Raw genomic sequence first — 14,475 nt, forward strand, 5'->3', positions numbered from 1 at the left:
GGTATCGGTGGTTGTCTGCTGTCCCGCCTTGCCCCGGAAAAGGCCAGCCAGCATATTGTCGCGTGCTTCTTCTGGCGGATAGGAGGAGTTTGGGGACAGTCGGAAATTGCCGACTGGGAACAATACGTTACCGCCCGCCTGGAGAAAATGGCCCTGTGGATGAGGCCGAGTCGAAAAAGCCCGTCCCCGGACTTGTCCCCAGCCCCCCGACGAAGCCGGCAGCGCATCGAATTGTGGACAAACCGGCATCTGATACAGTCGCCCCGAACCGACCGATCTTTCCGACCGACCTTATCCACATCGGCCCACAGCTTGGAACGTACCCCTGTGAACAAACCCCAGAGCTTCTTTCACCTTCACCTGATTTCCGATGCCACCGGTGAGACGCTGCTGGCGGCCGGGCGCGCGGCTTCGGCGCAATACAAGGATGCGCGCGCCATCGAGCATATCTACCCGCTGATCCGCACCGAGAAGCAGGTGACGAAAGTGTTCGAGGACATCGAGGAGGAGCCGGGCATCATCCTTTATACGGTCGTCGACCAGAAGCTCGCCCGCGGCATCGATGAGCGCTGCGCCGCCATGGGCCTGCCTTGCGTCTCCGTGCTGGAACCGGTGCTGACCGTGTTCCAGTCCTATCTCGGCACGCCGGCCGGCCGCCGCGTCGGCGCCCAGCATGTGCTGGACGCCGAATATTTCCGCCGCATCGACGCACTCAACTTCACCATGGAGCATGATGACGGCCAGCTGCCGGCCAATATGGATGATGCCGACATTGTGCTGGTCGGCATTTCGCGCACCTCGAAGACGCCGACCAGCATCTATCTCGCCAATCGCGGCATCAAGACCGCCAACATCCCGATCGTGATCGGCGTGCCGGTGCCGGAAAGCCTGGTCAACGCCACGAAGCCGCTGATCGTCGGGCTGATCGCCACCGCCGAGCGCATCTCGCAGGTGCGCCAGAACCGCATCCTCGGCAACACCAGTGCCTACGAGCCGACCGACTATGTCGACCGCGCGGCGATCAGCGAGGAACTCGCCTACGCCCGCCAGATCTGCACGCGGCATGGCTGGCCGATGATCGACGTCAGCCGCCGCTCGATCGAGGAGACGGCGGCAGCGATCGTTGCCCTGCGGGGAAAGACACGCTAGGTTCGGGCGCTTGTGCTGTGGGCGGCCCTTTCCTTCTCCCCTTTGTGGGAGTAGGTGGCCTCGCGAAGCGAGGTCGGATGAGGGGTGTTCCAGCCTGGCACCGACGGCGATCCTTCCAACACCCCTCAACCGTATTGGCGCTGCGCGCCAATCCACCTTCTCCCACAAGGGGAGAAGGAAAGATCAGGCGAAAACCATGGCCGAAAAAATCATTCTTGCCTCCGGCAGCCCGTTCCGCAAGGCGTTGCTTGTCAATGCCGGCGTGGCGGTCGAGGCGGTTCCGGCGGCAGTCGACGAGCGCGCGCTCGAAGCGCCCTTGCAGGGCAGCGGTATCTCGCCCGAGGACGTCGCACTGGTGCTGGCCGAGGCTAAGGCCGCCGAGGTCAGCGAGCGAAAGCCGGGCGCCCTGGTGCTCGGCTGCGACCAGACGCTGTCGCTCGGCGACGAAGTGTTTCATAAGCCGGCCGACATGGAAGCCGCCCGCCGCCATCTCCTGGCGCTGTCGGGCAGGACCCATCAACTCAACAGCGCCGTAGTGCTGGCCCGCGACGGCGCAGTTCTGTGGCGGCATGTCGGCGTCGCCAGCCTGACCATGCGAAAGCTCGATCCGGCCTTCATCGGCCGCCATCTGGCGCGGGTCGGCGCCAAGGCGCTGTCCAGCGTCGGCGCGTACCAGATCGAAGGCGAGGGCATCCAGCTGTTCGAAAGAGTAGAGGGCGACTATTTCACCATTGTCGGCCTGCCGCTTCTGCCTGTCCTGGCCAAGCTGCGCGAGTTCGGAGCCATCGATGGCTGAGGCCGCGAAAAAGGCCTTCGTCACCGGTCATCCGGTCGCGCATTCGCGGTCGCCGAAGATCCACGGCTACTGGCTGGCGAAATACGGCATCGACGGTAGCTACCGGGCGATCGACGTTGCGCCGGAGGCTTTTGCCGAATTCGTCGAAACACTCGAGGCGAATGGCTATCGTGGCGGCAACGTCACCATCCCGCACAAGGAGGCCGCCTTCGCGCTGGCGGCGCGCCGCGACGACGCGGCCGAACAGATCGGCGCCGTCAACACGCTTTGGCTCGAGGGCGGAATTTTGTGCGGCGGCAACACCGACGCCCATGGCTTTTCCGCCAATCTCGACGAGCATGCGACGGGCTGGGCCGCAAACGGCCCAGCGGTGGTGCTTGGCGCCGGCGGCGCCGCCCGCGCGGTCATCCATGCGCTCAAGCAGCGCGGCATCAGTGACATCCGCATCGTCAACCGGACGCTCGCCCGAGCCGAGGAGCTGCGCCACCGCTTCGGCGCCGGGGTCTCGGCCCACGGCACGGCGGCGACCCGCGAGCTGCTTGCCGATGCCGGCCTGCTGGTCAACACGTCAGCGCTTGGCATGCATGGCAATGAAGGCCTGTCCGCCGATCCGGCCAGACTGCCGGACCATGCCATCGTCACCGACATTGTCTATGTGCCGCTGGAAACGCCGTTGCTGGCCGCCGCCAAGGCGCGCGGCCTGAAAGCCGTCGACGGGCTCGGCATGCTGCTGCACCAGGCGGTGCCCGGCTTCGAGCGCTGGTTCGGCATCAGGCCTGAGGTCACTGCCGAATTGCGGCAGATGATCGTCGCCGATCTCGGCGCCAGGGAGTAAAAAAACATGATCGTGCTCGGCCTCACCGGATCGATCGGCATGGGCAAGTCGACGACGGCCAGGATGTTTGCCGAGGCCGGCGTGCCTGTCCACGATTCGGACGAGGCGGTGCATCGCCTCTACGCCGGCAAGGCGGCTCCGCTGGTCGAGGCGGCGTTTCCCGGAACGGCGAAATCCGGCTCCGTCGATCGCACGAGGCTGGCCGAGCGGGTGCTCGGTGATGCAGCTGCACTGAAACGGCTGGAAGCGATCATCCACCCACTGGTCCGCGCCGGCGCCGACGCTTTCCTGGCCAGACACCGGGCCGCCGGCGCGCCGCTTGTCGTTCTCGACATCCCGCTGCTGTTCGAAACCGGCGGCCGCGACCGTGTCGACAAGGTCGTGGTCGTCACCGCGTCGCCCGACATCCAGCGCGCCCGCGTGCTGGCGCGGCCGGGCATGAGCGAGGAGAAACTGGCGTCGATCCTGGCCAGGCAGGTTCCCGACGCCGAAAAGCGTGAGCGCGCCGATTTCATCATCGACACCGGACAAGGTTTTGATGCGGCGCGCGCGGCGGTCAATGCGATAGTCGCGAAACTGGTCGGGGATAAAGCCGGCAAGCCTGCTTAACGGCGCTTGCGCCCGGCGTAATATGTTGCCAATTTGTTCCCATCATGATTCGGCTGGACTAACGCCGGACCCAACGGACTGATTCGATGCGCGAGATCATCTTCGATACGGAAACCACCGGCCTTGATTTCCGCGACGACCGCGTCATCGAGCTTGGCTGCATCGAGCTGGTCAACCGTTTCCCGACCGGCCGCACCTTCCACCATTACCTCAATCCGCAGGGGCGACCGATCCATGCCGAGGCACAGGCCGTTCATGGCATCAGCGCCGCCGATCTGATGGGCAAGCCGACCTTCAGCGACATCGCCGAGGAGTTCCTTGCCTTCATCGACGGCGCCAAGCTGGTCGCCCACAATGCGACTTTCGATATCGCTTTCCTCAATGTCGAATTCGGCCGGCTTGGCCATCCGGTCGTTGACCCCGGACTTGTCGTCGACACGCTGGCGCTGGCGCGCCGCAAGCATCCGATGGGGCCCAATTCGCTGGACGCGCTGTGCCGGCGCTACGGCATCGACAATGCCCGCCGCACCAAGCACGGCGCCTTGCTCGATTCGGAATTGCTGGCCGAGGTCTATATCGAGCTCATCGGCGGCAAGCAGGCGGCACTCATCCTTGACAGTGTCACGGCGCCGGCCAGCGGCAGGAGAAACGTCGACGACATCGACATCAGCATCGCTGCACGGCCGATAGCACTGCCGTCTCGCCTGACCGAAGCAGAGCGCGCCGCGCACGCGAGCATGGTCGGCACATTAGGCGAAAAGGCGCTCTGGCTGCGCGTCGCCCCGGAAGCGAGTTCTGCGGCATAGCGATTTTGGCGGAGCGGCAGGGGCGTTCAGGATTAGCCGACCCGTAGCGATCCTTCGCTGTCCCGCCGCATCCCAAAGAAAAACCCGGCGCGAGGCCGGGTTTTTCAAACGTCACCGAGCACTCGCCTCAGCTCGCCTTGACCTTGCTGGCGGCCTGGTCCTCGGCCAGCTTCTGCTGGAACATCTGCGCGAAATCGATCGGATCGAGCATCAGCGGCGGGAAGCCGCCATTGCGCGTCGCCTCGGCGATGATCTGCCTGGCGAACGGGAACAGCAGCCGCGGGCATTCGATGAACAGCAGCGGCAGCATGTGCTCCTGCGGGAAGCCGCTGATGGCGAACACACCGCCATAGACCAGCTCGACGTTGAACAGCACTTCCTTGTCGAAGGACGCCTTGGCGTTCAGCGTCAGATTGACGTCGAACTGCTTATCAGAAAGCGGGTTGGCGTTGACATTGACGTTGATGGCGATGCCGGGAGCCTTGTCGCGGCCGCGTAGCGAATTCGGCGCGCCGGGGCTTTCGAAGGAAAGGTCCTTCACATATTGGGCAAGCACGTTGAGCGAAGGCTGCGTCGCGTCGCCGTTGCCACTGGCCGCGCCGGTCGGCGCGTCGTCTTTGCTGGCCATAAGCCTTTGTCCTTTTGCCTCGGCAGCGTTGCTGACCGGATTGAAATCGGGCGTTCGCTACCATGGCCGGCATGACAAGACAAGGTTTGCGCGGCTCTCCCTTCTCCCCTTGTGGGAGAAGGTGGATTGGCGCGCAGCGCCAAGACGGTTGAGGGGTGTTGGAAGGATCGCCGTCGGTGCCAAGCTGGAACACCCCTCATCCGACCTCGCTTCGCGAGGCCACCTTCTCCCACAAGGGGAGAAGGGAGAGCCGCGCCGGGCTACTCGTCCTCGAGGCGATCTACTCGTCCTTGAGGCGGCGCCAGGGGGAATTGGGATCGGGGCCGTGCTCGTCGCCGCGCGAATAGTCGCTGTCGTCGAGGTCGATGGTCTTGTCGCGTTGCCGGGCCCGGAATCCGCCGGTGCCGAAACTGGTGGCCATCACGATGCGGCCTTTCAGCCGGCGCCAGGCGAGGTCGCGGACCGGCGGCAGCAGCAGCAGAATGCCTAAAATGTCAGTGATGAAGCCAGGAATGATGAGCAGGATCGCCGCCAGCACGATCATGGCGCCATGCGCGAGCTGACGGCTTGGATCACGTCCGGCGTCCATTTCGGCACGGACCCGGGACATGACGCCGAACCCCTGGTATCGCAACAACAGCGCGCCGGCGATGCTCGAAGCCAGCACCAGGCCGACCGTCGCCAGGGCGCCGACCTGGCGGCCGACAACGACGAAACCGGCGATCTCCAGCAGCGGAAGCGCGAGGATGAACAGGGGAAGCAGCGAAATGCGCAAATCTTGACCGATCGTTTCGATGTTTTGCCGGCAGGCGGGCAATCGCCGCTGGCACTGAACCTTTTAGATAGGTATGGCTGCCTTTAATTTGAATGATTGCAGCTTGCGTTCTATATGCTTTGGATGTTGAACGCTATGCGACCGCAGCCATTGCCTGGCCGGGCGGTCCGGCCGGAGTAGGGATTGATTGGCGGAAGATATGGGATTCTTCGACTTCGGCACGATTTTCTTTCTGGTTGCGGCGGTTGTGATCTTTTTCCAGCTGCGCAATGTGCTCGGCCGCCGCACCGGCAGCGAGCGCCCGCCGTTCGATCCCTATACGGCGGGCCGCACCCGCGACGACGCCCAAAAACCCGAGAATGTGGTCTCGCTGCCGCGCAAGCGAGCGCCGGGAGAGCCGGCAATCGACGCCTATGCGGCGATCGACGCCTTCGCCAAGCCTGACACCGATCTCAACAAGGGCCTGCGCGCGATCAAGGACAATGATCCGGCATTCGACCCCAAGACCTTCGTCGACGGCGCCAAGATGGCCTATGAGATGATCGTCATGGCCTATGCCGATGGCGATCGCAAGACGCTGAAGAACCTGCTGTCGCGCGAGGTCTATGACGGCTTTGTCGCGGCGATCGGCGACCGCGAGGCGAAGTCGGAAAAGATCCAGTCCTCCTTCGTCGGCATCGACAAGGCCGACATCGTTTCCGCCGAGATGAAGGGCAGCGAGGCGCATATCACGCTGCGCATCGTCAGCGAACTGATTTCGGCAACGCGCGACAAGGCCGGCGCCGTCATCGACGGCGATCCCGAAACCGTCGCCGAGGTCAAGGACGTCTGGACCTTCGCCCGCGATACGCGCTCGCGCGACCCGAACTGGAAGCTCGTCGCCACCGAAGAAGAAGACTGAGCCCGGACCACGGCGGGGTCTCTCGTGTCGCTTTCTCAGGCGTTCCGCGAAAAGTCGTTTGACGATCTGCCCGGCTGGGACGAGGACGACCATCTGGCTGCGTTCGCCGCTTTCCGGCGTTCGGCTTTTCACATCCTGGCGAAACCCTATCGCTCCGGCGGGCTCGGTGTCGACTTCAATGCCTTCACCGAGGCCTATGCTGCAGCCCGCACCGTGTCGCCAACCGACCGGCGCGAAGCCCGCGCCTTCTTCGAGCGGCATTTCATCCCGGCGCACATAGCGGCGGAAAGCGGCGGCGCCGGCCTCGTCACCGGCTTCTATGAACCGGTGGTCGACGCTTCGCCGGTGCGAACCGAACGATTTACGGTGCCGCTGCTGTCGCGTCCGGCCGATCTCGTCGACATCGACGACGGCAACCGGTCCGTCGGCATGGATCCCTATCTCGCCTTCGGCCGCGCCACGCCGGACGGACCGGTCGAGTATTTCGACCGCGGCGAGATCGAGCGCGGCGCGCTCGCTGGCAAGGATTTGGCGGACAAGGGTTTGGAAATCGCCTGGCTCGCCGACAAGGTCGATGCCTTCTTCATCCACGTACAGGGTTCTGCGCGGCTCACCATGACCGACGGCCGGCTTTGCCGCGTCACCTATGCCGCCAAATCCGGCCAGCGCTTTACCGGACCGGGCAAGATCCTGAGTGAGCTAGGCGAAATCCCGCTGGAAGCGGTGACCATGCAGTCGGTCCGCGCCTGGTTCAAGGCGCATCCGCAACGCATCGACGAGATCCTGTGGCGCAACCGCTCCTATATTTTTTTCCGCGAGATTTCCGCCAGCGAGGCGGCGGCGGCCGACGACCCGGAACTCGGGCCGATCGCTGCCGCAAAGGTGCCGCTGACGCCGGGCCGCTCCGTCGCTGTCGACCGTCTGCTGCATACATTCGGCACGCCGTTCTACATCGATGGGCCGTCGCTGGCCGCTTTCGACAACAAGCCGTTCCGGCGGCTGATGATCGCGCAGGACACCGGCTCGGCGATCACCGGCCAGGCGCGTGGCGATTTGTTCACTGGTACGGGAGATGCGGCCGGCGAGATCGCCGGCGTTGTCCGCAACCCCGCCGATTTCTACGTGCTGATCCCGCGTCGGCTTGTGCCGGGAGCGGGGCGATGACCCGGCGGATCGACAGGCTGAGCGAGGACGACCGGGTGCTGTGGAACCTGGTAGCGCGCACTGCCAAGCCGCTGAAGGGCAAGTCCGCCGTCGACATCCCGGATATTGGCCCGGACATCGCTGATGACACCAAGCCAATGCTGCGTGACCAGGCGATGGCTCCTGCTGCGGCCACGAAAGCCAGGACGCAGAATGTTTCGCATGCGCTCGACGAGCCGACGCTGGAAAAACTGTCGAAGGGCCGGCTGCCGATCGAAGGCCGCGTCGATCTGCACGGCCTGAGCCAGGACGAAGCCTATTCGCTTTTGTTCTCCTTCCTGCACCGGGCGCATGCCGGCGGCATCCGCTATGTGCTGGTGATCACCGGCAAGGGCTCCTCGTCCGGCGGCGACGGCATCTTGCGGCGCACCGTGCCGGCCTGGCTGTCGACGCCCGCATTCAGGCCGCTGGTCTCCAGCCACGACCACGCCGCCCGCAAGCATGGCGGCTCGGGCGCGCTCTATATCCGCCTGCGGCGCACGCGCTGATGCGGATGCGCGCATGAGGGTGCACCCGACGAGGATGGACTTGTGACCCCGTTCGGCGAAAAGCTTCGCGCCCTGCGGAGCGAACGCGGCGTCAGCCAAAAGGACATGGCCAGGGCGATCGGCGTCAGCGCCGCCTATCTGTCGGCGCTGGAGCACGGCCGCCGCGGCGCGCCGACCTGGACGCTGATCCAGAAGATCATCGGCTATTTCAATGTCATCTGGGACGATGCCGAAGAACTGGCGCGGCTGGCCGAGACCTCGCACCCGCGGGTAAAACTCGACACGTCGGGCCTCAGCCCCGCCGCCACCGAGCTTGCCAATGTCCTGGCCGAAAACATCGAAAAGCTAGACGAGGCGGAGCTTCGCCGCATCACCGCATCGATCCGCGCCGCGCTGGGGCGGACGTAGGGTTTGCCCGACTCGTGTGGAGGCGATCAATTGTCGATGTTGGCGCCGCCCCTCATTGCCCTGCCGGGCATTTCTCCCCGTAAACGGGCAGAAAGAGGCTGATCGCGAACGGTGGTGGCTTGCAAAAACCTTACTGAACCGCGCCGACCAGAACCGGCTGGCCATCACGGATCGACACCCAGCGACCGGTATTGTCGATCGCCTGCCGCTTGAGGAAGCGGTAGCCGGTCCGGTCCCATGAGCGGACCTTTCCGTCGAGATTGTCGAGGACGTAGTCGCCCTTGCTTGTGCGCACGGTCAGCACGGCATGGCCCTCGCCGTCCGGCTTGCGCACGACGGTCATCAGAAGATTGGCATAGGACACGCCCAAGCGGTTCAATTCGCGGCGCTTTTCCAGGACATAGTCCTCACAGTCGCCAACGCCCCTGACTGGGTAGGCCCAGACCTCGTCCTTGCCGTAAATATCGATGTCGCTTATCGGCTTGACGGCGTTGTTGACCTTGGCGTTGACGCTGAGAATCTTGCGCCAGAGCGCGCCTGTCATGGTGGCGGGGGCGAGATTGCCCGGGTGGATCAAGCATTCGGCCGGACTGGTCTTGCAGAAATCGTAATGGCCGATCGGCTGCGATGTCGGGCCGCCGGTTGTCATTGGCCCGGCCGCCGAAGCCGCCGTAGACCAGCCTGTCGCAAGTGCCAGCCCTAACAGGGCGCACACGCGCAGCCCTCTCGCCATTGGTGAGGAAATCATTGTCCCCCTCGTCCCTTGTTGTTAATGAAACGTTAAGGGCGATCTACAGTCCCTGTCAATTATACCAACGGCCAGTTTTGCGATATGGTTACCCGCGCCGCCGAAAGCGCGGCTATTGTGCAACAGGTCGACTTGAACGGCGGCTGCCATCCGGGACATCTTTACTTTTTGGCGGTGCGAACCAGCTTCGGCCTCACCGCAACGCGGGTCTGGCGGCCATAGCTGGTGATGAAGTCGACGATGCGCGGCACGATTTCGGAGCGGAAGCGCGAGCCGTTGAAGACGCCGTAATGGCCGACCGCCGGCTGCATGTAGTGGGCGTGCCTGTCCGCGGGGATGTTGATGCAGAGGTCGTGCGCGGCCTGGGTCTGGCCGAGGCCGGAAATGTCGTCGTTCTCGCCCTCGACCGTGAACAGCGCAACATTGCGGATATCGGCGGGATCGATGGCGACGCCGCGATGCATCATATCGCCCTTGGGCAGAGCATGGCGTACGAACACGGTGTCGACCGTCTGCAGGTAGAACTCCGCTGTCAGATCCATCACCGCCATATATTCGTCGTAGAAGTCGCGGTGCTTCTCGGCACTGTCGCCGTCATGCTTCACCAGGTGCATGAAGAAGTCCTTGTGGGCGATGATGTGGCGGTCGAGATTCATGCTCATGAAACCCGAAAGCTGCAGGAAGCCGGGATAGACCTCGCGGCCGAAGCCCGGCACCGGCCATGGCGCCTGCATGGTGACGTTGTCGCGGAACCAGTCGGTGCCCTTTTCCTCGGCCAGAAGGTTGACCGCAGTCGGATTGCGGCGGGTGTCGATCGGCCCGCCCATCAGCGTCATCGTCGAGGGAACGAACGGGTCGCCCCGCGTTTCCATCAGCGCCACCGCCGCCAGCACCGGGACCGACGGCTGGCACACCGCCATGACATGGGTGTCGGGGCCCAGCGCATGCAGCATGTCGACGATGTAGTCGATATAGTCGTCGAGGTCGAAGCTGCCCTCGCTGATCGGCACCATGCGGGCGTCGAACCAATCGGTGATGTGAACGTCGGCATGCGGCAGCATCGCCTCGACCGTGCCGCGCAGCAGCGTCGCGTAGTGGCCGGACATCGGCGCCACGATCAGCAGCTTCGGATCAGGCCGGCGGCCGGCGGGAACCGCCCGCTCGAAACGGAGCAGATTGCAGAACGGCCGCGACCACACCGTCTTTTCGGTGACAGCGACGCCTTTCCAGTCGACGACGGTCCTGGTCAGGCCGAACTGCGGCTTGCTGTAGCGGCGCGTCGTGCGCTCGAACAATTCGGCCGTCGCCGCGACCGAGCGGCCCCAGGACGTGTGCGCAAACGGATTGAGCGGATTGGTGTAGAACATCCGCACCGCATCGGCATAGACGCGGGCCGGCTGCACGGCGGCGTGGTTCAATTCGTAGAGCTGGTAGAACATTGAGAACTCCGCTGCTGCGACCGAAGGGACGACAGCAGTGCCGAGCCTTGAATCTCTCGCGCAAAGGTTAACAACAAACTGCTGCGATGCAATACGTCAATTGAATTGATTTATGCTTATACTTTTGTCTAAGGCGTTGAAAATCGGTTTTGAACGGCGGCAGCCGGCTTATTGTGCAGCTGCGAAAGGTGCCGGAGAGAGCAAGGGCAATTGCTTCAGGTTTGCGCTGCCCCTCATCCGCCTGGCCGCAAAGCGGCGCGGCCATTCACACGCGGTCGGTGCACACAGTAGCATGGCCTGAGCTGATGAAGCCGAGCCGCCCCGCGGCGCCCTTCGACAGGTCGATCACGCGACCCTTGATAAACGGGCCGCGGTCGTTGATGCGCACGACGACGCTGCGGCCGTTTTTGCGGTTGGTGACCTTCAGCCTGGTGCCAAACGGCAAGGTGCGGTGCGCGGCGGTCAGCGCCGACGGGTTCATCCGCTCGCCGGAAGCGGTCTTTGAGGTCAGCGCGTACCAGGAGGCGCGGCCGCATTGTGCGGCGGCAGGGGAGGTGGATGCGCCGACCATCAGGCAAGCCGCTGTCGCCGCCGCGACAAGCGCGGTCCGGTTGGGTTTCTTCATCTGCGGCAAGGGACTCCGTTTGACAGACCCGGCCGTTACGGATGGAATGTGGCACCAAATGCGGCAGTCGTCTGGCGGTTCCATGACAATAGTACACGTTTGGAGTCGGCGCGAAACAGTCTGTCATGGAATGTCGGGATTGCGCCGATGTATGTCTGGTGGTCTTCGCGCCAGCACCGGGGCGTTTCCGGCAAGACCCGGCTTTATTATGCAAGTAGATGTGACAGCGATCGGGTCGCTTCCTTTCGCCTTGCCATCGCGGTCATAGCGGACTTGGCGATCGACTTGGGAAAGGAATTCCGACGATGAGATTGATCAAAAATCTGCTGGCGCTGATTGTGCTCGCCATCGGTGTGCTGTGGTCGCTGCAGGGCATCGGCCTCGTCGGCGGCAGCTTCATGACCGGCCAGTCGCAATGGCTCTATATCGGCATCGTCACCGCGCTGGTTGGCCTGGGCGGGCTGGTGTGGGCGAACCGTTCGCTCCCCTGACACTCGAACGGCCCTGGCGGCGTTTCGGTCGACCGGCGAATGCGCGGCCCGCCGCAAACACGCATTTCCTGTTTTGCGCGCAGCTTCGGCAAATGAATGCTGCGAATGGCCGACGATTTGAAAACCGGTTCCTGTATCGCGGCTAAGTATAGTAGTCTTATCGACATTACAGGAATTTGAGAACGATGAGCGATGTCCATATCGCGGCGATCACCCGCATGAGTGCCGAGCGCCGGCTGTCGCCATTGGCGTGCCTCGCGGCTTCAGGAGGAAAGAACGTCCGGCAAGTCGTCGCAGCGGCTTGAAAATCAAGCAAAATCAATGGTGCCCGTCTTGTATATCATGTCACTAGAATTTATGTGTCTTGAAAGCCTGGACGCGGACGCGGTGGGGACGCACGCCAGGCGTTTCGCAACCGGTGGCCCTTCGCCATCGCATGACAGAGAAACGTTCGGTCTATGCTCACAAAAAAGGGCAAGTACGGCCTCAAGGCGCTCGTCCATCTGGCGCGGCTGCCGGTTGGTCAGCTCGCCTTCGTCGGCGATATCGCCGCCGGAAACAACATCCCGAAGAAATTTCTCGACGCCATCCTCGGCGAACTGCGCAATGCCGGTTTTGTCCAGAGCCGCAAGGGCAAGGAGGGCGGTTACCGCCTGGCGCGGCCGGCGGATGAAATCAAGATCGGCCACGTCGTGCGCGTGCTCGACGGGCCGCTTGCCCCAATTCCCTGCGCCAGCCGCACCCGGTATCAGCGCTGTGAAGACTGCAACGAGGCGACATGCCAAGTCCGACATCTGATGCTGGAGGTCCGGCAAGCGATCGCCGAGGTGCTGGATCAGCGCAGCCTCGCCGAGATGCGCGATATCGCCGGCGACGACGAGCTTTCGGCTGCGTTGAAAATCCAGGCCTGAGCCGGAACCGACGGCTCCTCAGGTACTTGGTGCGCGCATGACCGGCCGTGCCAATTCGACCCTCCCGAATTCGATTATTATCGTCGGCGGTGGCGCCAGCGGCGTCGTGCTTGCCGCGCATCTGTTGAAGTCGCCCAATCCCGATCTTCGTGTCACGCTGATCGAAAAGCGTCCGCATTTCGGCCAAGGCATCGCCTATTCCACGCTGCTGTCGGCGCATGTGCTGAATGTCAGCGCGGCCGGCATGAGCGCCTATGCCGACGACCCCGGCGATTTCTGGCGCTGGCTTCTTGAGCGCGGCCTGGCAACGCCAGAGCAGGCGCCGGTCTACGCACCGCGCAGCGTCTACGCCCGCTATCTGAAGGAACTGCTGGACGAGCTCGAGGCGCGCGAGACGGGGCGTCTTCGCCTGATCCGCGAGGAGAGCCTGTCGATCTCGCCGACCGGGTCCGGGGTCGAGGTGGCGCTGGCCAACGGCACCAGCGTCGTCGCCCACCTTGCCGTGCTGGCGACCGGACATGACGAGGAGCCAGGTGCCGGCAACGGCCATGCGATCAGGATGGGATCGGAGGCCGACACCGGGCTCGACGGGGAAGCCCGGGTCCTGGTGCTGGGCACGGGGTTGAGCATGGTCGATGCCTTCCTGTCGCTCGAGCAACGCGGCCATCGCGGCGAGATTATTGCGGTGTCGCGGCGCGGCCTGCTGCCTTCGCCGCACCGCAAGGGCAATCCGATCAAGCTCGACGTCGCCGACATTCCGCTCGGCACCCAGCTCTCCTATCTCGTCGGCTGGTTCCGCGACCTGATCCGGGAAAACCAGAAGGCCGGCATCGACTGGCGCGACGTCGTCGACGGTCTCAGGCCGTTCAACCAGAAGATCTGGCAGAACTGGCCGTCTTCGGCCAAGCGCCGCTTTGTCGAGCACACCAAGGCGTGGTGGGACGTCCACCGCCATCGCATGGCGCCGGAAGTCTATGCCCGTGTCACCGAGGCGGTGCAGTCGGGCCGCATCCGGCTTGTCGCCGGGCGCGTCGTCGGCATCACGGCGGGCGACGAATTCAGCGTGCAGGTCCAGTCGCGCCACACGCAAAACATCGAGACGTTCGACGTTGCCCGCATCTACGATTGCACCGGCATCGCCAGGGACATCTCGACAACGTCGAACAGCGTGGTGCGGTCGCTGGTCGACCGCGGGCTGGCCCGGCCGGATCCGCTGCGCCTTGGCCTCGACGTATCGGACAATTGCGAGGTCATCGCCAGCGATGGCACCGTCTCGGCCAAGATCCTGGCGGTCGGGCCGCTGACCCGCGGCACCTTCTTCGAGATCGACGCCATACCGGATATTCGCGTGCAGTGCGCAAGGCTGGGGAAGCGGTTGCTGGGGTGAGGCTGCTGAGATCGGCGCTCTACGGCGCCCCCTCTGTCCTGCCGGCCATCTCCCCCTCAAGGAGGGAGATTGGACTTCACATCGGCCTTCGCCTATCTCCAGCGTTGAAGAAGAGGTGAGACGTTGAAACTGCCGATCACCCCCCTTGAGGGGCCCTTGAGGGGGAGATGGCCGGCAGGCCAGAGGGGGGTGCTGTCCCGCGACCTATCGTGATTGGTGTGACGGAGCGGCCCTACGGAATCCCATTCCCCGTCTGGCCAATGGATTGGCACGATC

At 64.0% G+C, this 14,475-nt stretch carries 17 protein-coding genes; 12 read left to right on the forward strand and 5 right to left on the reverse strand.

Translation table 11 applies throughout. The features are described 5' to 3' along the window. Nucleotides 1–327 precede the first annotated feature (327 nt). The 5 genes from AC0L2K_RS01440 (at nucleotide 328) to dnaQ (ending at nucleotide 4,195) form a co-directional block, all read left to right on the forward strand. The gene (locus tag AC0L2K_RS01440) at nucleotides 328–1,149 is read left to right on the forward strand and encodes a pyruvate, water dikinase regulatory protein (protein WP_023802686.1); all 822 of its coding nucleotides are present in this window, start codon (nucleotides 328–330) and stop codon (nucleotides 1,147–1,149) included. A gap of 196 nt (nucleotides 1,150–1,345) precedes the next feature. Continuing rightward, nucleotides 1,346–1,945, forward strand: coding sequence for a Maf-like protein (locus tag AC0L2K_RS01445; RefSeq protein WP_287065690.1), 600 nt, complete (start codon nucleotides 1,346–1,348; stop codon nucleotides 1,943–1,945). Next, entirely contained in the window at nucleotides 1,938–2,780 is an 843-nt protein-coding gene (locus AC0L2K_RS01450) for a shikimate dehydrogenase (protein ID WP_473482930.1), read from the forward strand. The genes AC0L2K_RS01445 and AC0L2K_RS01450 overlap by 8 nt, the downstream gene beginning before the upstream one ends. A 6-nt stretch (nucleotides 2,781–2,786) precedes the next feature. After that, nucleotides 2,787–3,389 (forward strand): dephospho-CoA kinase, encoded by a 603-nt coding sequence (coaE, locus tag AC0L2K_RS01455; RefSeq protein WP_473530407.1) that lies wholly within the window; start codon nucleotides 2,787–2,789, stop codon nucleotides 3,387–3,389. Between the two features lie 86 nt (nucleotides 3,390–3,475). Then, entirely contained in the window at nucleotides 3,476–4,195 is a 720-nt protein-coding gene (dnaQ, locus tag AC0L2K_RS01460) for a DNA polymerase III subunit epsilon (RefSeq protein WP_473530408.1), read from the forward strand. A gap of 127 nt (nucleotides 4,196–4,322) precedes the next feature. On the opposite strand, the gene secB is transcribed toward dnaQ, so the two are convergent. Next, nucleotides 4,323–4,823 (reverse strand): protein-export chaperone SecB, encoded by a 501-nt coding sequence (gene secB / locus AC0L2K_RS01465; RefSeq protein ID WP_023802681.1) that lies wholly within the window; start codon nucleotides 4,821–4,823, stop codon nucleotides 4,323–4,325. A gap of 280 nt (nucleotides 4,824–5,103) precedes the next feature. After that, on the reverse strand, nucleotides 5,104–5,598 hold the full coding sequence (locus tag AC0L2K_RS01470; RefSeq protein ID WP_091592440.1) for an FxsA family protein: 495 nt from the start codon (nucleotides 5,596–5,598) through the stop codon (nucleotides 5,104–5,106). Between the two features lie 199 nt (nucleotides 5,599–5,797). On the opposite strand from AC0L2K_RS01470, the gene AC0L2K_RS01475 reads away from it, so the two are divergent. From AC0L2K_RS01475 to AC0L2K_RS01490, 4 genes are read left to right on the forward strand one after another with little or no spacing between them, the layout of a single operon-like run. Further along, nucleotides 5,798–6,499: a Tim44/TimA family putative adaptor protein gene (locus tag AC0L2K_RS01475; RefSeq protein ID WP_023802679.1), complete on the forward strand. Its 702-nt coding sequence runs from the start codon at nucleotides 5,798–5,800 to the stop codon at nucleotides 6,497–6,499. A gap of 24 nt (nucleotides 6,500–6,523) precedes the next feature. Next, nucleotides 6,524–7,663 (forward strand): murein transglycosylase A, encoded by a 1,140-nt coding sequence (gene mltA, locus AC0L2K_RS01480; protein WP_473530409.1) that lies wholly within the window; start codon nucleotides 6,524–6,526, stop codon nucleotides 7,661–7,663. Next, nucleotides 7,660–8,190, forward strand: coding sequence for a Smr/MutS family protein (locus AC0L2K_RS01485; protein ID WP_473530410.1), 531 nt, complete (start codon nucleotides 7,660–7,662; stop codon nucleotides 8,188–8,190). The genes mltA and AC0L2K_RS01485 overlap by 4 nt, the downstream gene beginning before the upstream one ends. Before the next feature lie 42 nt (nucleotides 8,191–8,232). After that, complete coding sequence (locus AC0L2K_RS01490) at nucleotides 8,233–8,598, forward strand: helix-turn-helix domain-containing protein (RefSeq protein ID WP_287344367.1); 366 nt, start codon at nucleotides 8,233–8,235, stop codon at nucleotides 8,596–8,598. Between the two features lie 130 nt (nucleotides 8,599–8,728). Here the strand turns inward: AC0L2K_RS01490 and AC0L2K_RS01495 are convergent, their stop codons facing one another. The 3 genes from AC0L2K_RS01495 to AC0L2K_RS01505 form a co-directional block, all read right to left on the reverse strand. Beyond that, nucleotides 8,729–9,346 (reverse strand): transglutaminase-like cysteine peptidase, encoded by a 618-nt coding sequence (locus AC0L2K_RS01495; RefSeq protein WP_473530411.1) that lies wholly within the window; start codon nucleotides 9,344–9,346, stop codon nucleotides 8,729–8,731. Nucleotides 9,347–9,507: 161 nt separating this feature from the next. Further along, nucleotides 9,508–10,785 (reverse strand): polyhydroxyalkanoate depolymerase, encoded by a 1,278-nt coding sequence (locus tag AC0L2K_RS01500; protein ID WP_473530412.1) that lies wholly within the window; start codon nucleotides 10,783–10,785, stop codon nucleotides 9,508–9,510. Nucleotides 10,786–11,050: 265 nt separating this feature from the next. Beyond that, on the reverse strand, nucleotides 11,051–11,410 hold the full coding sequence (locus AC0L2K_RS01505; RefSeq protein ID WP_473530413.1) for a septal ring lytic transglycosylase RlpA family protein: 360 nt from the start codon (nucleotides 11,408–11,410) through the stop codon (nucleotides 11,051–11,053). Between the two features lie 305 nt (nucleotides 11,411–11,715). Between AC0L2K_RS01505 and AC0L2K_RS01510 the strand changes: the two genes are divergently transcribed. The 3 genes from AC0L2K_RS01510 to AC0L2K_RS01520 all read left to right on the forward strand — a co-directional run bounded on the left by AC0L2K_RS01510 (nucleotide 11,716) and on the right by AC0L2K_RS01520 (nucleotide 14,199). Then, nucleotides 11,716–11,901, forward strand: coding sequence for a hypothetical protein (locus AC0L2K_RS01510; protein WP_473530414.1), 186 nt, complete (start codon nucleotides 11,716–11,718; stop codon nucleotides 11,899–11,901). Nucleotides 11,902–12,359: 458 nt separating this feature from the next. After that, nucleotides 12,360–12,812 (forward strand): RrF2 family transcriptional regulator, encoded by a 453-nt coding sequence (locus AC0L2K_RS01515; protein WP_473530415.1) that lies wholly within the window; start codon nucleotides 12,360–12,362, stop codon nucleotides 12,810–12,812. A 37-nt stretch (nucleotides 12,813–12,849) separates the two neighbouring features. Further along, the gene (locus tag AC0L2K_RS01520) at nucleotides 12,850–14,199 is read left to right on the forward strand and encodes an FAD/NAD(P)-binding protein (protein ID WP_128245750.1); all 1,350 of its coding nucleotides are present in this window, start codon (nucleotides 12,850–12,852) and stop codon (nucleotides 14,197–14,199) included. Nucleotides 14,200–14,475 lie beyond the last annotated feature (276 nt).

This window comes from Mesorhizobium sp. WSM4817 (assembly GCF_055811135.1).